This window comes from Streptomyces sp. NPDC036813 (genome assembly GCF_055609245.1).
Map to the genome: position 1 here is coordinate 96,628 of NZ_JBVJPV010000020.1, position 16,769 is coordinate 113,396.

15 protein-coding genes are annotated in these 16,769 nt (G+C 71.2%); 10 read left to right on the forward strand and 5 right to left on the reverse strand.

Features of this window, described 5'->3' with window-relative positions; all coding sequences use genetic code 11:
* Positions 1 to 249: 249 nt before the first annotated feature.
* From ACZ67Q_RS33455 to ACZ67Q_RS33485, 7 genes are all read left to right on the forward strand, one after another.
* A complete protein-coding gene (locus ACZ67Q_RS33455; protein ID WP_471189863.1) occupies positions 250 to 2,373 on the forward strand; it encodes a DNA gyrase/topoisomerase IV subunit B in 2,124 nt (707 codons plus the stop codon).
* 523 nt (positions 2,374 to 2,896) lie between these two features.
* Positions 2,897 to 3,421 carry a DUF1453 domain-containing protein gene (locus tag ACZ67Q_RS33460; protein WP_471189865.1) on the forward strand — a complete coding sequence of 175 codons (525 nt, stop codon included), beginning with the start codon at positions 2,897 to 2,899 and terminating at the stop codon, positions 3,419 to 3,421.
* On the forward strand, positions 3,418 to 4,569 hold the full coding sequence (locus ACZ67Q_RS33465) for a sensor histidine kinase (RefSeq protein ID WP_471189867.1): 1,152 nt from the start codon (positions 3,418 to 3,420) through the stop codon (positions 4,567 to 4,569). Before ACZ67Q_RS33460 ends, ACZ67Q_RS33465 begins: the two co-directional genes overlap by 4 nt.
* The gene (locus tag ACZ67Q_RS33470) at positions 4,566 to 5,261 is read left to right on the forward strand and encodes a response regulator transcription factor (protein ID WP_471189870.1); all 696 of its coding nucleotides are present in this window, start codon (positions 4,566 to 4,568) and stop codon (positions 5,259 to 5,261) included. Before ACZ67Q_RS33465 ends, ACZ67Q_RS33470 begins: the two co-directional genes overlap by 4 nt.
* Positions 5,262 to 5,321: 60 nt before the next feature.
* Entirely contained in the window at positions 5,322 to 5,870 is a 549-nt protein-coding gene (locus ACZ67Q_RS33475; RefSeq protein ID WP_471189872.1) for a DUF485 domain-containing protein, read from the forward strand.
* Positions 5,867 to 7,459 carry a solute symporter family protein gene (locus ACZ67Q_RS33480; RefSeq protein WP_471189874.1) on the forward strand — a complete coding sequence of 531 codons (1,593 nt, stop codon included), beginning with the start codon at positions 5,867 to 5,869 and terminating at the stop codon, positions 7,457 to 7,459. Before ACZ67Q_RS33475 ends, ACZ67Q_RS33480 begins: the two co-directional genes overlap by 4 nt.
* Positions 7,460 to 7,533: 74 nt before the next feature.
* The gene (locus tag ACZ67Q_RS33485; RefSeq protein WP_471189876.1) at positions 7,534 to 8,076 is read left to right on the forward strand and encodes a GNAT family N-acetyltransferase; all 543 of its coding nucleotides are present in this window, start codon (positions 7,534 to 7,536) and stop codon (positions 8,074 to 8,076) included.
* Between the two features lie 110 nt (positions 8,077 to 8,186).
* Here the strand turns inward: ACZ67Q_RS33485 and ACZ67Q_RS33490 are convergent, their stop codons facing one another.
* Positions 8,187 to 8,879 carry a response regulator gene (locus ACZ67Q_RS33490; protein WP_469807193.1) on the reverse strand — a complete coding sequence of 231 codons (693 nt, stop codon included), beginning with the start codon at positions 8,877 to 8,879 and terminating at the stop codon, positions 8,187 to 8,189.
* Positions 8,880 to 9,040: 161 nt separating this feature from the next.
* Here ACZ67Q_RS33490 and ACZ67Q_RS33495 point away from each other — a divergent pair, with 161 nt between their 5' ends.
* From ACZ67Q_RS33495 to ACZ67Q_RS33505, 3 genes are all read left to right on the forward strand, one after another.
* Positions 9,041 to 9,856 carry an ABC transporter ATP-binding protein gene (locus tag ACZ67Q_RS33495; RefSeq protein WP_471189878.1) on the forward strand — a complete coding sequence of 272 codons (816 nt, stop codon included), beginning with the start codon at positions 9,041 to 9,043 and terminating at the stop codon, positions 9,854 to 9,856.
* A complete protein-coding gene (locus ACZ67Q_RS33500) occupies positions 9,846 to 10,709 on the forward strand; it encodes an ABC transporter permease (RefSeq protein ID WP_471189881.1) in 864 nt (287 codons plus the stop codon). Before ACZ67Q_RS33495 ends, ACZ67Q_RS33500 begins: the two co-directional genes overlap by 11 nt.
* Positions 10,710 to 10,791: 82 nt before the next feature.
* Positions 10,792 to 11,862, forward strand: a complete 1,071-nt coding sequence (locus ACZ67Q_RS33505; RefSeq protein ID WP_471189883.1) for an ABC transporter substrate-binding protein — start codon at positions 10,792 to 10,794, stop codon at positions 11,860 to 11,862.
* A gap of 97 nt (positions 11,863 to 11,959) precedes the next feature.
* Here the strand turns inward: ACZ67Q_RS33505 and ACZ67Q_RS33510 are convergent, their stop codons facing one another.
* The 4 genes from ACZ67Q_RS33510 to ACZ67Q_RS33525 form a co-directional block, all read right to left on the reverse strand.
* On the reverse strand, positions 11,960 to 12,640 hold the full coding sequence (locus tag ACZ67Q_RS33510; protein ID WP_471189885.1) for a response regulator: 681 nt from the start codon (positions 12,638 to 12,640) through the stop codon (positions 11,960 to 11,962).
* Complete coding sequence (locus ACZ67Q_RS33515) at positions 12,637 to 14,313, reverse strand: ATP-binding protein (RefSeq protein WP_471189887.1); 1,677 nt, start codon at positions 14,311 to 14,313, stop codon at positions 12,637 to 12,639. Before ACZ67Q_RS33515 ends, ACZ67Q_RS33510 begins: the two co-directional genes overlap by 4 nt.
* 172 nt (positions 14,314 to 14,485) lie before the next feature.
* Positions 14,486 to 15,421, reverse strand: a complete 936-nt coding sequence (locus ACZ67Q_RS33520; RefSeq protein ID WP_471189889.1) for a sucrase ferredoxin — start codon at positions 15,419 to 15,421, stop codon at positions 14,486 to 14,488.
* 79 nt (positions 15,422 to 15,500) lie between these two features.
* Complete coding sequence (locus ACZ67Q_RS33525) at positions 15,501 to 16,757, reverse strand: citrate synthase (RefSeq protein WP_471189890.1); 1,257 nt, start codon at positions 16,755 to 16,757, stop codon at positions 15,501 to 15,503.
* Positions 16,758 to 16,769: the final 12 nt, after the last annotated feature.

Here is a 16,769-nt window from a genome sequence, read left to right on the forward strand (position 1 = left end):
CCGGCTGGATTGCCGGTTTGTTCATGAGGACGTGCCCGGAGCCTAAACGGTTCATGCCTCCCAGGGAACGTGATGTGCACTTCACCCCATCGAGGGATCGAACAGGTATGCGACCCTGCACTAGGCTGACCCGAGCACGAGGGTGGCGTTACAACGGCTCTACCAGGCCTCGGTACCCTCTCACCGGTGACCGAAGCCGGCCCCTTACCCATAAGGGCCCCATCTGAAATTCAGCGAGGAGCGAACCGCGTGACCGCCGAGACGTCCGTGTCGTCCACAGCGCTGCTGGCAGGAGCAGAGCGGGACGGATCCAACTACACCGCGCGGCACCTGCTCGTCCTCGAGGGGCTCGAGGCCGTGCGCAAGCGTCCGGGTATGTACATCGGGTCCACCGACAGCCGTGGCCTGATGCACTGCCTGTGGGAGATCATCGACAACGCCGTGGACGAGGCCCTCGCGGGTGTCTGCGACCACATCGAGGTGATCCTCCACGACGACGGCTCCGTGGAGGTGCGCGACAACGGCCGCGGCATCCCCGTGGACGTCGAGCCGAGGACGGGCCTGTCCGGCGTCGAGGTCGTCATGACCAAGCTGCACGCCGGCGGCAAGTTCGGCGGTGGCTCCTACGCGGCGTCCGGCGGTCTGCACGGCGTGGGCGCCTCCGTGGTGAACGCCCTGTCCGCGCGGCTCGACGTCGAGGTCGACCGTGCCGGCCACACGCACGCGATCAGCTTCCGCCGCGGTGTCCCCGGCGCCTTCGCCGGCGAGGGCCCGGACGCAAAGTTCGAGGCCAAGGGCGGCATGCGCAAGGCCAAGAAGGTCCCCAGGACCCGTACCGGCACGCGCGTGCGCTACTGGGCCGACCGCCAGATCTTCCTCAAGGACGCCAAGCTCTCCCTCGACACGCTGCACCAGCGCGCCCGCCAGACCGCCTTCCTGGTGCCGGGCCTGACCATCGTCGTCCGCGACGAGTACGGCCTGGGCGAGGGCGGCAGCAAGGGCGAGGAGTCGTTCCGCTTCGACGGCGGCATCAGCGAGTTCTGCGAGTACCTGGCGAGCGACAAGCCCGTCTGTGACGTGCTCCGCTTCGTCGGCCAGGGCACGTTCAAGGAGACCGTCCCGGTCCTGGACGAGCACGGGCAGATGACCCCCACCGAGGTCACCCGCGAGCTCGGCGTGGACGTGGCGATGCGCTGGGGCACCGGCTACGACACGACGGTGAAGTCCTTCGTCAACATCATCGCCACGCCCAAGGGCGGCACCCACGTCGCCGGCTTCGAGCAGGCCGTCGCCAAGACCATGAACGAGGTCCTGCGCGCCAAGAAGCTGCTGCGCGTCGCCGAGGACGACATCGTCAAGGACGACGCCCTGGAGGGCCTCACCGCCGTCGTCACCGTGCGGCTGGCCGAGCCGCAGTTCGAGGGCCAGACCAAGGAGGTCCTCGGCACCTCGGCGGCCCGCCGCATCGTGAACAACGTGATCACCAAGGAACTCAAGACGTTCCTGACCTCCACGAAGCGTGACGCCGCCGCCCAGGCCCGGGTGGTCATGGAGAAGGCGGTCGCCGCGGCACGCACGCGTATCGCCGCGCGTCAGCACAAGGACGCCCAGCGTCGCAAGACGGCCCTGGAGTCCTCCTCGCTGCCCGCCAAGCTGGCCGACTGCCGCAGCGACGACGTCGAGCGCAGCGAGCTGTTCATCGTCGAGGGCGACTCCGCGCTCGGCACGGCCAAGCTCGCCCGTAACTCCGAGTTCCAGGCGCTGTTGCCGATCCGCGGCAAGATCCTCAACGTCCAGAAGTCCTCCGTGACCGACATGCTGAAGAACGCCGAGTGCGGCGCGATCATCCAGGTCATAGGAGCCGGCTCCGGGCGGACCTTCGACATCGACGCGGCCCGCTACGGCAAGATCATCATGATGACCGACGCCGACGTCGACGGCTCCCACATCCGCACACTGCTGCTGACCCTGTTCCACCGCTACATGCGGCCCATGGTCGAGGCGGGCCGGGTGTTCGCCGCGGTGCCGCCGCTGCACCGCATCGAGCTGGTCCAGCCGAAGAAGGGCCAGGACAAGTATGTGTACACGTACTCCGACCGCGAGCTGCGGGACAAGCTGATGGAGTTCCAGAGCAAGGGCATCCGCTACAAGGACTCCATCCAGCGTTACAAGGGCCTCGGTGAGATGGACGCCGACCAGCTGGCCGAGACGACGATGGACCCGCGCCGCCGCACGCTGCGCCGGATCAACCTCACCGACCTCGAGGCGGCGGAGCAGGTGTTCGACCTGCTCATGGGCAACGACGTGGCGCCCCGCAAGGAGTTCATCTCCAGCTCGGCGGCGACGCTGGACCGCTCCCGCATCGACGCCTAGCCGCCGGGCTGGGCCTGCACCGCCCGGAGCCCCTGGTCGGACGTGTGAGCCGCGTCCGGCCGGGGGCCCCGCCGGTTTCAGCCCCGCCCTGCCGGGGGGTCTCGGTGGCTTTCAGCCCCGCCCTGCCGGGGCCCCGGCGGTTCTCCGTCCCGCCCTGCCAGGTCCCGGCGGTTCTCAGCGCCGGGCTTGCCAGCCCGTACGTCCCGCCAGGGCCTACCTGCCTGGCAGGGCTTACGTCCTGGCAGAACCCGTGCGGACGGGGCGGGGCGTGCAGGGCAAGAGCCGCCGCGCGCCACACCAAGCGTTCCCCGGCCCTGCCCGAGCGAGCCGGGCGTCCTCCCGGCGGCCACCGCCTCCGCATGAGCGGACGTCGGCTCTCCACCCGTGGGTGGAGGAAGCACCGGCTGCGGTTCCACCCGCTTTTCCACCCCCGCTCCGATCCGCCCGACCTGGGCTTTTCCGTAGCTTCGTAGGCGTCGGCGGCACTCCGCTGCCGGCCCTCGTTCCGCTCACGGAGGCTTGCATGTCCGGGCTCGTCAATGTGCTGGTGATGGTCGCCGTCGCCGTGCTGGTGATCGTGCGCCAGTTCCGTGCCCGCCGCGTCGGCGCCGACCGCCGCTGGTGGCTGGTGCCGGTCATCCTCGCGGTCATGGCGCTGCGCTCGCCGGGTCTGCTGGACGCCCATCACCGCGCCGGATCCGCTGTGCTGCTCGCCGCCGAACTCCTCATAGCCGTCGCGACCGGCGCCGGCTGGGCCTGGACGACCCGCATGTGGGTGGAGACCGACGGCACCGTGTGGAGCAAGAGCACCAAGGCCAGCGGGGCGGCCTGGGCCGCCGGCGTCGCCCTGCGCCTGGGGCTCATCGGCCTCGGCCTGCTGGTGGGCATACACCAGAACAGCTCCGCTCTCCTGCTCGGCCTCGCGTGCACCCTGCTCGTCCGCTCCGCGATCCTGGTCGTGCGAGCCCAGTCCCTGCCCCCGCTGGCCGAGCCTGCTGCGGCGTACGGTGACGACATCATCCGCCAGGCACGGAAGGAACGCGTGTGACGGAGAACGCCTGGACGCGCTGGCCCTCCCGGGAAGCCCTGGGCAGTGAGGGCATCTCCCGGGCCCGGCGCCTGCTCGCCTGGGCGGTCAGGCTCGTCGCGATCGGGGCGCTGCTGTTCAGCTCCTTCACCGGCGGCCATGTCCACGGCTGGGGCATCGCCGCCGCCGCAGGGGTCGTCTTCGCGGCCACGGCCGCCGGCTGGGCGTTCTACCGGACCACGCTCGCCCACCGGCTCGTCCCGTCCGTCGTCCTGTGCCTGCTGCTCGTGGCTCTCGCGGTCGGCGCGCAGGCCACGGATTTCAAGGTGCCTGCCCTGGTCATTTGGTGCGGCTGCGGTGTCGCCGCCCTGGAGCGGCTGCCACTCGCGGCGGCTCTGCCCGTCACCTGGCTGTCCTTCCAGGCGTACGCCACCGTCAACAACGACGCCTGGCTGACCACGGTCGTCACGACGGCCGGCCTGGCTCTCGGCGGGTACACCCTGCGGCTGGACGCCGAGGCCCGCGGCAACGCCCAGCGGCTGCTGGCGCAGGAGCGAGCCGCCCGGGCGGCCGAGGCGGAGTCGGCGGCTCTGGCGGAGCGGGCAAGGATCGCCCGGGAGATCCACGACGTGCTCGCCCACAGCCTCTCCGCCCAGCTCGTGCATCTGGAGGCGGCCCGGCTGCTCGTCGAACGCGGCGCGGACCGCGAGCAGATCCTCGAACGGGTCGTGGCGGCCCGGGGGATGGCTAGGGAGGGCCTGGCCGAGACCCGGCAGGCGCTCTCGGCTCTGCGCGGAGAACTGACCCCCGTGGAGGACTTCCTCAGAGAGCTGGTCAGGCAGACCGACGGCGTGGAGGTCACTGTCTCGGGTGACAGCCGGGCGCTGCCGGCGGAGGCTTCGCAGGCGGTGCGCAGGGTCGCCCAGGAGGCCCTGACGAACGTCCGCAAGCACGCGCCCGGGGCCAAGGTCGAGATGCGGCTGGACTACTCCGAGCATGAAGTAACCCTGCGGGTACGGGACTCGGGGGGCAGACCGGGGGAGCTGACCGGGTCGGGCGGCGGGTACGGTCTGCTGGGGATGCGCGAGCGGGCCGAGCTGCTGGGCGGATCGCTCGACGCCGGGCCGGGCGAGGAAGGGTTCGTGGTGACGTTGAAGGTGCCGGTATGACCGAGGGGGAGGGCACGGTGTCGGCCCGAGTCGTGGTCGCCGATGACCAGACCGTCGTCCGGGAGGGCATCGTGATGCTGCTTGGGCTGCTGCCCGGTGTCGAGGTCGTCGGCGCGGCGGGAGACGGGGACGAGGCGGTGAAACTCGTCGCGGAACTGGACCCCGACGTGGTGCTGATGGACCTGCGCATGCCCCGCTGTGACGGGGTGGAGGCCACCCGGCGGATCCGCGCCGAGCATCCGCGCACCCAGGTCGTGGTCCTGACGACCTACGCCGACGACGACTCCCTGTTCCCGGCGCTGCGGGCGGGTGCACGCGGCTATCTGACCAAGGACGCGGGCGGGGACGAGATCGTCCGGGCCGTGCACAGTGTGCTGTCCGGCGACGCCGGGCTGTCCCCGAGTATCCAACGGCGCCTGCTCGAGCGGCTGTCGGAGCCCGAACCCCGGCAGCAGACGCCCGCCGAGGCGCCACCGGACGGGCTTACCGTGCGGGAGACGGAGGTGCTGCTGCTCATCGCGGAGGGCCTCAGCAACCAGGAGATCGCCCAGAGACTGCACGTGTCCACCGCGACGGTGAAGACCCACATCAACAACCTCTTCGCCAAGACCGGGCTCAAGGACCGGGCGCAGGCCGTGCGCTACGCGTATGCGAAGGGGCTGGCACGGCCACCGGCGGGGGAAGTCACCTGATGGGGTGAACAGCAAGGGGAAGAAGAGTCAGGGATCTTCCCGTTCTGTCCATCCTTGGGCATGCAGTCAAGCAACGGTCGTCCACGCGGGGGCGGTCCAGACGGTACCGCCGCGCCCGAGCAACGCCCCGCTCCCTTTGCCGTCGGCGCTCCCGAGGGTGCCCGGCACGACGACCCCTGGTACGACGCGCTCGCCTCGGGGTGGGGCGAGTCGGTCGACGGCACGGCGACGGCCGCCGCCGTTCCGGCCGCGCGTGAGGAGCGGTCGCAGGTGGCCGCGGCCGACGTCTACCTCGAAGTGCAGCGCAGCGCGGCCTTCCAGGAGGTCCGCAGCCGGTACCGGAGGTTCGTGGTGCCGGCGGTCGCCGGCTTCCTCCTCTGGTATGTCGGATACGTCGTGGCGGCGACGGCCGCGCCCACCTTCATGGCGCGACCGGTGGTGGGTGCGGTGAACGTGGCGATGGTCGCCGGGCTCGGTCAGTTCCTCAGCACGTTCCTGCTCACCTGGGCCTATGCGCGTCACGCCCGGCTGCGCCGGGACCGGGCCGCGCTGGAACTGCGCTGGGACACCCAGGAGATGACCCGCGGCGCCCGAGGCGGTGCCGTATGACCGGAAACCACCAGACGCTGGCGTTGGTGCTGTTCAGCGTGTTCGTCGCCGTCACGCTGGCGATCACGACGTGGGTGAGCCGCAACCGGCACGGTTCGGCCGAGGAGTTCTACGCCGGGGGGCGGCTCTTCTCCCCGATGGAAAATGGTTTTGCCATCGCGGGCGACTACATGTCGGCCGCTTCCTTCCTCGGCATCTCCGGACTCATCGCGCTGTACGGGTACGACGGCCTGCTGTACTCGGTCGGGTTCCTCGTGGCGTGGCTGGTGGTGCTCTTCCTGGTCGCCGAACTGGTGCGCAACTGCGGACGGTTCACCCTCGCCGACGTGGTCGCGGCCCGCATGCGGGAGCGGCCCGTGCGGATCGCGGCGGGAACTTCCTCGGTCACCGTGTCCGTTCTGTATCTGGTGGCGCAGATGGTGGGCGCGGGCAGTCTGGTCGCCCTGCTCCTGGGGCGTACGAGCGGTGCGGCTCAGTCCTGGACCGTCATCGGCGTGGGCGCACTGATGGTGATCTACGTGTCGTTGGGAGGGATGCGGGCCACCACATGGATCCAGATCGTCAAGGCGGTCATGCTGCTCGGCGGCACGGTCGCGCTGACCGTGCTCGTCCTCGTCCGTTTCCACGGCGACTTCGACCGGCTGCTGCTCACGGCGGCCGACCGCAGTGGGCACGGAGACGCGTTCCTGGCCCCCGGGCTGCGCTACGGCGCGAACTGGACCGCCCGGTTGGACTTCATCAGCCTGGGCCTGGCGCTGGTGCTGGGCACGGCCGGGCTGCCGCACATCCTGTCCCGCTTCTACACCGTGCCCACGGCCCGGGCCGCCCGGCGCTCGGTGGTCTGGTCGATCGGACTCATCGGCGGTTTCTACCTGATGACCATCGTCCTCGGCTTCGGCGCCGCCGCGATCGTGGGGCCGCACGCGGTACGGCAGTCCAACGCGGCCGGAAACACGGCGGTCCCGCTGCTGGCGCTCGACCTGGGCGGCGGTCTGGACTCCACGGGAGGCACGGTGCTGTTCGCGGTCGTCACCGCCGTCGCCTTCGCGACGATCCTCGCGGTGGTCGCCGGCATCACACTGGCCTCGTCCGCCTCCGTCGCGCACGACCTGTACGCGTCCCTGCGCCGCCGTACGGGCAAGCAGCGCAGTGAGGTCGCCGTCGCCCGGGCCGCCGCGGTCGGTATCGGCGTGGTCGCGATCGCCCTCGGGCTGCTCGCCCGCGACCTCAACGTGGCGTTCCTGGTCGGGCTGGCCTTCGCCGTGGCCGCGTCCGCGAACCTGCCGGTACTGCTCTACTCGCTGTTCTGGCGCGGCTTCACGACGCGCGGCGCGGTGTGGGCCGTGTACGGCGGCCTCGTCCCGGCCCTGCTGCTCGTCGTCCTGTCCCCGGTGGTCTCCGGCGGCCCGAACTCCCTCTTCCCGGGCGCCGACTTCCAGTTCTTTCCGCTGGAGAACCCCGGCCTGGTCTCGATCCCGCTGGGCTTCCTCGCCGGCTGGCTCGGCACCGTCACCTCCACGGAAGTCCCGGACGAGGCCAAGCACGCGGAGACCGAGGTGCGTTCGCTGACCGGTGCGGGAGCCGCATAGGAACTGCTCCTCCGGCGCACGCCGGTGTGTCTATTCGTTTGCCCGGGGCCGGCTCAGTCCTATAGGAAGACCGCATGCTTAGGGGCAGCAAGGTCGGGCTCAGGGCCCGGCACGAGGAAGACATCCCGGTCCTGCGCGCCGAGCTCCTCGACGACGTGCTCACCTCGGCGCGTGCGGAAGGACGACCGTGGCGGCCCACGACGCCCGGCGCGGAGGACTCGCGGCTCGTCTCGGACGACAAGGACGAGTCGAATGTCCGCTTCTCCGTCGTGGAGCTGGACGGCGGCACGCTCGCCGGTATGGCGACGCTGTGGGGCATCGACAACCACAGCCGTTCCGCGCACATCGGGCTGGGGCTGCTGCCGTCCGCCCGCGGCAAGGGCTACGGCACCGACGTCGTCGCGGTGCTGTGCCACTACGGCTTCGTCGTACGTGGTCTGCAGAGGTTGCAGATCGAGACGCTGGCGGACAACGCCGCGATGGTGCGCTCCGCCGAGCGCAACGGCTTCGTCCGCGAGGGCGTGCTGCGCTCCTCGGCCTGGGTGATGGGCGAATTCCTCGACCAGGTGCTGCTCGGGCTCCTCGCCCCGGAGTGGAATCCGGGCGGGCAGGCATAGGCGGCGCGGTTGGCGCGCGAGGAGGAGGGGAGATCCGCGAGTACGACGTGGGTCGGCTCCCCCGGCCTGACGGGGCAGATCCGGGGGAACGACGAGACCGCGGCCTGCCGCTAGGGCGCCACCCACGCGTACCGGTGCTCCGGGCGGCCCGTGTCGCCGTACTTCAGGGACAACCGTAGGCGGCCGGCCTGTTCGAGGTGGCGAAGGTAGCGCTGGGCGGTCGAGCGGCTCAGGCCCGTGCGGACGGCGACCTCGTGGGCCGACAGCGGCTGGTCGGAGCGGTGCAGCACCGAGCAGATCAGGTCCGTGGTGGGCTCCGAGTGACCGCTCGGCAGCCCCGGCGACGACGGCACCGGAGCCGTCCGCAGGGCGCCGAAGATGCGGTCGACCTGCTCCTGGCCGGCGACGCCCCGGCCGCCGACCCGGTCGACGGTGCGGCGCAGGGCGGCGTAGGAGTCCAGGCGGGTGCGCAGGGCGGCGAAGGTGAACGGTTTCACCAGGTAGTGCAGCGCGCCGAGACGCATGGCGGTCTGCACGGTCGTGACGTCGCCGGCCGCCGTGATCATGATGACGTCGGTGCCGTGCCCCTGCTGGCGCATCCGGTGGACGAGTTGCAGGCCCGTCTGGTCGGGCAGGTAGTGGTCGAGCAGCACCAGGTCGATCCCGCCGCGCTCGACGGCGGCCAGGGCCTGGGCAGCGCTGTGTGCGCGGGCGGCCACCCGAAAGCCGGGAACCTTTCCCACGTACTTGGCGTTGATCTCGGCGACACGGAAGTCGTCGTCCACCACCAGGACGTCAATCATCGGGCCTCTTTCTGTCAAGGCCAGGCGGGCGTTACGCCCGTGTTTCGGCTCCGTTGTTGTAGCGCGAGCAAAACGAGCACAACAGTCTGTTGCAAGCAAAAGAAGCGCATGTGCTCACAAGACTGCTGCTGTGGCCCCGGCCACATCTACGGTCCCGGCCCATGAGCACAGACACCAGCCCCGCCATCGAACTGCGGGGCGCAGGCAAAACCTTCCGGACGCCGTCCGGTGGTCTGCACACGGCCGTCAGGGACCTCGACCTGACCGTCCGGCAAGGCGAGTTCGTGGCCGTCGTGGGCCCCACGGGCTGCGGTAAGTCGACGACGTTGACGCTGGTCAGCGGCCTGGAGGAGCCCAGCGAGGGCGAGGTCCTGGTCGCCGGTGAGCCGGTGCGCGGCGTCGGCGACAAGGTCGGCTTCGTCTTCCAGCAGGACGCCACCTTCCCGTGGCGCACAGTGCTGTCCAACGTCATGGCGGGCCCCCGCTTCCGTGGCGTACCGAAGGCCGAGGCGAAGGAGAAGGCCCGCGCCTGGCTGGCCCGGGTCGGGCTCGCGGCCTTCGAGGACCGCTATCCGCACCAGCTCTCCGGAGGCCAGCGCAAGCGGGTCGCCCTTGCCGCGACCTTCGTCAACGATCCCGAGATCCTGCTCATGGACGAGCCCTTCTCCGCGCTCGACGTGCAGACCCGGGCCCTGATGTCCGACGAGCTGCTGGAGCTGTGGGAGGGCACACGCGCCTCCGTCGTCTTCGTCACCCACGACCTGGAGGAGTCCATCGCCCTGGCCGACCGGGTCGTCGTGATGACGGCCGGTCCCGCCACCGTCAAGCAGGTCTTCGACATCGACCTGCCGCGGCCCCGCAAGGTCGAGCAGGTGCGGCTGGAGCCGCGCTTCCTGGAGATCTACCGGGAGATCTGGGAGTGCCTCGGCGAAGAGGTGCGCATCACCCGCGAGAGGGGTGCCGCTCATGTCGCCTGAGGTGCTCAGCACGCCGGTCGTCGACACGGCCAAGACCCCGGACCGCGCGCACTCACGCGCGCGTGCCGCCCGCAGACGCAAAGTCGTCGTCACGTCCGTCCGTGCCCTGCTGCTGGTCGCCGTGCTCGGTCTGTGGGAGGCGCTCTCCCGCGCCAAGGTCATCGATCCGTTCAACTTCTCGATGCCCTCGCAGATCTGGGACCAGATCTCCACCTGGGTCCTGCACGGGACGGCGCTCGGCTCCCTCGGCGAGCAGATCTGGTACACGCTCTACGAGGCGCTCATCGGGTGGGTCGTCGGTGTCATCGCTGGTGTGGTGCTCGGTATCGCCCTCGGGCGGATCGCCTTCCTCGCCGATGTCCTTGGTCCATACATCAAGGTGCTCAACTCGATACCGAGGATCGTCCTGGCCCCGATCTTCGTCATCTGGTTCGGCCTGGGTCCGGTCTCGAAGGTGGCCTCCGCCGTCGTCCTGGTCTTCTTCCCGGTGTTCTTCAACGCCTTCCAGGGCGCCCGTGAGGTCGACCGCAATCTCGTGGCCAACGCCCGGATCCTCGGTGCGAGCAACCGGAGGGTGACCCTTCAGGTGGTCATCCCGTCGGCGACGTCCTGGATCTTCACCAGCCTCCATGTCAGCTTCGGCTTCGCCCTCATCGGCGCCATCGTCGGCGAGTACATCGGCGCGACCAAGGGCATCGGCCTGCTCGTCGCGCAGTCGCAGGGAACCTTCAACGCCGCCGGTGTGTACGCGGCCATGGTGATCCTGGCCGTCGTCGCCCTCCTCGCCGAGGGGCTGCTGACCTTCGCCGAGCGGCGCATCTTCCGCTGGAAGCCGTCGCGCTCCGACAGCTGACGCCGGCCCTCCTGTGCCCTCTCCCGCGCCCTGCCGCCTGTTTCCTCCGCCGCCCGGCCCTCTTCCAAGGACGTGAACCCTCATGCGCAAGAACCCTCGCCAGACCGCCAGATACGCCTCCCTGGCCACCGCCGGCCTGCTCGCGCTCACCTCGCTCACCGCCTGCGCCAACGACGCCGCCGACACCTCCGCCGACGCGGGCAGCAAGGGTGACGGCAAGGGCGTGAAGGTCAAGATCATGGTCGGCGGCCTGGACAAGGTCATCTACCTGCCGGCGATGCTCACCCAGCGCCTCGGCTACTTCGACGCCGAGGGCCTGGACGTGGAGCTGCTGAGCGAGCCGGCCGGCGTGCAGGCCGAGACCGCGCTCGTCTCCGGTCAGGTCCAGGGCGCCGTCGGCTTCTACGACCACACGCTGGACCTCCAGGTGAAGGGCAAGGCCGTCGAGTCCGTCGTGCAGTTCTCGCACGCGCCCGGCGAGGTGGAGGTCGTCTCCACCAAGGCCGAGAAGGACATCACCTCACCCAAGGACTTCAAGGGCAAGAAGCTCGGCGTCACCGGCCTCGGCTCCTCCACCGACTTCCTCACCAAGTACCTGGCGGTCAGCAACGGCGTGAAGGTCAGCGACTTCACCCCCGTCGCCGTCGGCGCCGGACCGACTTTCATCTCCGCCCTCCAGCAGGGCGCGATCGACGGCGGCATGACGACCGACCCCACGGTCACGACCATCCTGGACAAGAACGCCGGGAAGGTGCTGCTCGACATGCGCACGCCCGAGGGCTCGCAGGCGGCGCTCGGCGGTCCGTACCCGTCGTCCAGTCTGTACATGCAGACGGACTGGGTGAACAGCCACAAGGACACCGTCCAGAAGTTGGCCAATGCATTCGTCAAGACGCTCAAGTGGATGTCCACCCACAGCGCCTCCGAGATCGCCGACAAGATGCCCGCCGACTACTCGAAGGGCAACAAGGTCCTGTACGCCGCTGCCATCAAGAGCACGCTGCCGATGTTCACCAAGGACGGCGTGATGCCGGCGAACGGCCCCCAGACCGTCGAGAAGGTTCTCAAGGCGTTCAACCCCACCATCAAGAACGCCAAGGTCGACCTCGCCAAGACCTACACGACCGAGTTCGTCGAGAAGGCGGCCGGCTGACGACCGGGAGCACCACTACCGGGGATCGAGAAGGCCGGGGGCCGTGCCCGTACTCCTGTGCGGGCACGGCTCCTTCCACCGCCCCCACGGCCGTGCCTCAGGCGCGGGTCGCCCACACGTAACGGTGTTCCGGGCGGCCCGCGTCGCCGTACTTCAGCGTCAGCCGCGCGCGCCCGGTGCGCTCCAGCAGCTTCAGATAGCGCTGCGCGGTCTGCCGGCTCAGTCCCGTCCGCTCGGCGATCTCCTGGGCCGACAGCGGCCCGTCGGCGTTCATCAGCGCCTGCCGGACCAGTGCCGCGGTGGTGGGGGAGTGCCCCTTGGGCAGCCCCGGCTCCGACGACGCGGACAGAGCGCCGAAGATCCGGTCCACGTCCGCCTGTTCCGCCTCGCCGCCGCCGTCCAGCCTGCGGCGCAGCTCCGCGTACGCCTCCAGCTTGGCGCGCAGGCCCGCGAAGGCGAACGGCTTGACCAGGTACTGCAGCGCGCCCTGCCGCATCGCCGCCTGCACCGTCGCGATGTCCCGTGCCGCCGTCACCATGATCACGTCCGTCTGATGGCCGCGCCGCCGCATCTCCGAGACGACCTCCAGACCCGTCTCGTCGGGCAGGTAGTGGTCCATGAGGACGAGGTCCAGGCGGGGCAGCTCCTCCACCTGCCGCAGCGCCTCCGCCGCGTTGTGCGCCTCGCCGGCGACGTGGAAGCCGGGCACCTTCGTCACATAGGCGGCGTTGACCTGGACGACCCGGGCGTCGTCGTCCACGACCAGGACCTCGATCATCGCGCGTCCTCCTCGACGGCCGTGTCCGCCGGAGCGGCCAGGGCGGGCTGCAGTTCCAGGTCGGGCTCGGCCAGTGCCTCCGGCAGCACGATCGTGAACTGCGCGCCACCGCCCTCCGCCTCGGCCACCGTCGCGCTGCCGCCCTGCCGTTGCGCGAGCCGCCGCACCAGGGACAGGCCGATCCCGCGCTTGCCGTGCGCCGGCGGCTTCTTGGTGGACCACCCCTCCGTGAACACCAGCTCCCGCTGCTCCTCCGGGACGCCGGGCCCGGTGTCCCGCACGCGCAGCACCGCGGTACGGTCCTCGGCGCGCAACTCGACCTCCACGCGCGCGTGCGGCGTGCCCGCGACGGCGTCGAGCGCGTTGTCGACCAGGTTCCCCACGATCGTCACCAGCCCGCGCGGGTCCACCAGGCGGTCCGGCAGCCGGGTGCGGTCCGAGATCCACAGGGCGACGCCGCGTTCGGCCGCCACGGTCGCCTTCCCCACCAGCAAGGCGGCGAGCAGCGGGTCCTGGATCTTCTCCGTGACCTGCTCCGCGGTCGCCCGGTGGTCGCCGACGACCTCCCCGACGAACTCGACGGCGTCGTCGTACATCTCCAGCTCGAGCAGGCCGAGCAGGGTGTGCATGCGGTTGGCGTGCTCGTGGTCCTGGGCGCGCAGCGCGTCGATCAGACCGCGCGTGGAGTCCAGTTCGCGGCCCAGCTGCTCCAGCTCGGTGCGGTCGCGCAGGGTGGCCACCGCGCCACCGTCGTCCGTGGGCATCCGGTTCGCCACCAGCACCCGGTGCCCGCGCACCGTGAGCAGATCGGTGCCGGTGACCCGCCCGGCCAGCACGTCGGCCGTACGCCCTTCCCCGAGCGCCTCGTCGGGGGAACGCCCCACCGCCTCCTCCCCGACGCCCAGCAGGCGCTGCGCCTCGTCGTTGAGCAGCCGGACGCGACCGCTGCGGTCCAGGGCGACGACGCCCTCCCGGATGCCGTGCAGCATCGCCTCACGCTCGGCGAGCAGCGCCGAGATGTCCGAGAACGCGAGGTCCCGCGTCTGCCGCTGGACGCGCCGCGAGATCAGCCAGGCGGCCAGCGCGCCCACGGCCAGCGCCCCGCCGGCGTACGCGAGCAGCCCCGGGATCGCGCTGATCAACCGCGCCCGCACACTGTCGTACGCGATGCCGACGGACACCGCCCCGATGATGTGCCCGCTCGCGTCGCGCAAGGGCACCTTGCCGCGGGCTGAGCGGCCGAGGGTGCCGTTGTCGATCTCCATGACCTCCTGGCCGGCCAGCGCGTCGCGGGGGTCGGTCGAGACATGACGGCCGATCTGCCTCGGGTCGGTGTGCGACCAGCGGGTGCCGTACTCGTTCATGATCACGATGTACTCGGCCCGTGTGGCCTTGCGGATGCGCTCCGCCTCCGTCTGCACCGGTCCGTGGACGCTGGGCGCAGTGGTCTGCAGGTCCTTCGCGATCTGCGGCTGCTGCGCGGTGGTCTGCGCGATGGCGAGGGCGCGGCGCATCGCCTGGTCGTCCAGCTGGTGGCTGAGCGGTGCGAGGAACAGCCCGGTCGCCAGCACCGCGACGCCCGCGGCGATCGCCACCTGCATCAGCAGCACCTGCGAGAACACCCGCCGCGGCAGACCGAGGCGCAGACGGCGTGCGGGGGGAGTGGGGCTCATACCCATGACGGTACGTGCCGGGGACGGCTGAGCCGTAGGGGGTGTGGCCTGGATCTCTTGACCCGTGCTTGACCGGGTCTTGATCGGAGGACATGCCTGGACGGATCAAGGACGACAGTCCGCGTGATCAACATGGGCGACGGATCTAGCCGACTCGTCGAGGTGGGGGCCGTCAGCGGGCCGCCGCGGGCAGTTCCTCGACGGCCACGACGTCCATCCGTGCGGGAGTGCCCAGCACCGCGGCTCCGCAGCTCTCCGGACGCGGCGGCAGCGCCTCACCCTGGTCGACGGTGACCCGCCAGCGGCGGCCGTCGACGTGGGCGACGAGCACCTCCCAGCGCGGTGCCGCGCCATCCGTCCGTACGACGCGCAGCGCCTGCGCGGCGTACTCGCCCGCGACGCTGCGCACGGCCAGCTCGGCCGCCTGGCCCGGGCGCTCCCAGGCGGACGCGCCCCGGCAGCCGTCGATGACGATCCGGCCTTCCTGGACGCCGTGCAGCACCTCCTTGACGGCGTGCGCCTGCGCCCGGCCGTAGGCGTAGCCGTAGGGCAGTACGAGCACTGTCGGTGAGAAGCGATGTCCACCCAGATGGGTGACCTCCCACACGCCCGGAACGCCGGACGCCGTGAGCTCGGAAGCGAGGGGCCGGCCGAGCAGTGCGCAGCACCGGTCGCGCTTGCCATTGGTGCACACCAGGGCCAGCGGTCCGCCGGTGTGCGGGCCTCCGTCGAGAACGGTGTCGAAGCCGGTGTGGTCGCCCCGGCCGAGCGCGGTGAGATCGAGATCGAGCAGGCGGTGGGGGTCGGTGAGTGCGGCGCCGTGCAGCCACACGTTCCCGGGGACCGTGTGGGCGGCGTACACCTGCCGTACGTCCGGAGTGCCGAAGTCGGCGTGGCGGCCCGGGCGGCGGATCAGCGCGATGCGGACGCCGGTGCCCTCGGCGGCGGCTTCCAGCGCGCGGCCCAGTGCCGGATCCAGGTGGCTGGATACGAGCGCCTTGGCGCCCCATGGGCCGGGCTGCTCCAGGAGCAGCCAGGTCGTCGCCGTGGCCGCGGTTCCGGAAACGGGCTCGTCGAGGGCCCGCGAGACGGTCGCGCACGTACTCACAGAGGTGAGCCTAACCTGACTTCGCATGGCGTGACTTCCGGCCGCTTCCGTGTCCTGGCCCGGACGAGTACCCCCGGGCTCACTCCGGCAACGGCTGCGGCGGTTTCGGCCCCACGTACTGCCCGCTCGGGCGCATCCGCAGCGGTCGTTCCGCGTACTCCTCCAGGGCGTGCGCGATCCAGCCGGCGGTACGGGCCACCGCGAAGATCGTCTCGCCTGCCGTGGGCGGCATCCCGTGCGCGACGGTGAACGCGGCCAGGGCCAGGTCGACGTTGGCGTGCAGCGGGGCGTGGCGGGCGGTGGTGGTCACGATGTCGCGGGCGGCTGCCAGGGCGGGCTCGGCCTGCGGGACCTGCTCCAGCAGGGCGAACAGGGCACGCGCGCGTGGGTCCTCGCCGGGGTAGAGCCGGTGGCCCAGCCCGGGGATACGGCGTCCCGCGCGCAGTTCCTCCGCGATCACCGGGCCGGCGTTGCCCTCGTCGAGCACTTCTTGCAGCAGGCGGTGGGCGAGCCCGCTGGCCGCGCCGTGCAGCGGCCCCTCGATGACGCCGAGGCCCGCGGAGACGGCCGCGTAGGCGTGCGCGCGGGCCGAGGCGGCGACGCGGACGGCCAGAGTGGAGGCGGCCAGGTCGTGGTCGACGAGGAGACAGAGCGCGGCGTCCAGGGCCCGCAGGGAGGCCTCGTCGGGTTCCCGGCCGGTGAGCGCGGCCCACACGCGGTGGGCCAGCGGCCCGGTCTCCAGGGGGGAGCGGTGCGCGGGGGCGAGGGCGGCGACGAGCGTGGGGATGAGGATGCGCGCGGTGCCGAGCACGGCCTCCTCGGAGAGGTCGAAGCGCAGCGGGTCCTCGGCCGCGGCGGCGATCGCGGCGACTCGCAACCGGTCGGCCGGGCCGGCGTGTTGGGGCAGGGAGCGCACGGCGTGGCGGGCCGCCGTCACGGAGGCCTTGGGGGCGGTGAACGTGACACCCAGGCGCAGCCGGCCGGTCCACAGCCACTCGGCGATCTCCTCGTAGGAGTACCGGGCGGCCAGTTCGGTCGCGTCGACGCCGCGGAAGTAGTAGCTGTCCTTCTCGATCAGGGTGATCCGGGTGCGGACGGACAGCTCGCCGCCGGATCCCGAACCGCCCGCGCCCTCCCGCCTGTTGCGGCGGGCGAGCGCCTCGACCTCCGCGGCGTCGAAGCTGCTGCCCCGCCCGCCGGGCACGCGGCGGCTGCTGAGCTGACCGCGACTCACGTACGCGTACACGGTCTCGGGCTTCACGCCCAGCAGTTCGGCGGCCTCCTTGGTGGTCAGTCGCCGTCCCGGGTGGCCGGGGTGGGGTTCATGGTCACGCATGGAGGTCACCGT

What these genes read in the sequence shown, in the direction of transcription:
- ACZ67Q_RS33480 (WP_471189874.1), top strand. Translation starts at nt 5,867, where the DNA reads ATGACCGGAAACCACCAGACGCTGGCGTTGGTGCTGTTCAGCGTGTTC.
- ACZ67Q_RS33470 (WP_471189870.1), top strand. Translation starts at nt 4,566, where the DNA reads ATGACCGAGGGGGAGGGCACGGTGTCGGCCCGAGTCGTGGTCGCCGAT.
- ACZ67Q_RS33505 (WP_471189883.1), top strand. Translation starts at nt 10,792, where the DNA reads ATGCGCAAGAACCCTCGCCAGACCGCCAGATACGCCTCCCTGGCCACC.
- ACZ67Q_RS33525 (WP_471189890.1), bottom strand. Translation starts at nt 16,757, where the DNA reads ATGCGTGACCATGAACCCCACCCCGGCCACCCGGGACGGCGACTGACC.
- ACZ67Q_RS33515 (WP_471189887.1), bottom strand. Translation starts at nt 14,313, where the DNA reads ATGAGCCCCACTCCCCCCGCACGCCGTCTGCGCCTCGGTCTGCCGCGG.
- ACZ67Q_RS33490 (WP_469807193.1), bottom strand. Translation starts at nt 8,879, where the DNA reads ATGATTGACGTCCTGGTGGTGGACGACGACTTCCGTGTCGCCGAGATC.
- ACZ67Q_RS33475 (WP_471189872.1), top strand. Translation starts at nt 5,322, where the DNA reads ATGCAGTCAAGCAACGGTCGTCCACGCGGGGGCGGTCCAGACGGTACC.
- ACZ67Q_RS33460 (WP_471189865.1), top strand. Translation starts at nt 2,897, where the DNA reads ATGTCCGGGCTCGTCAATGTGCTGGTGATGGTCGCCGTCGCCGTGCTG.
- ACZ67Q_RS33495 (WP_471189878.1), top strand. Translation starts at nt 9,041, where the DNA reads ATGAGCACAGACACCAGCCCCGCCATCGAACTGCGGGGCGCAGGCAAA.
- ACZ67Q_RS33510 (WP_471189885.1), bottom strand. Translation starts at nt 12,640, where the DNA reads ATGATCGAGGTCCTGGTCGTGGACGACGACGCCCGGGTCGTCCAGGTC.
- ACZ67Q_RS33500 (WP_471189881.1), top strand. Translation starts at nt 9,846, where the DNA reads ATGTCGCCTGAGGTGCTCAGCACGCCGGTCGTCGACACGGCCAAGACC.
- ACZ67Q_RS33485 (WP_471189876.1), top strand. Translation starts at nt 7,534, where the DNA reads ATGCTTAGGGGCAGCAAGGTCGGGCTCAGGGCCCGGCACGAGGAAGAC.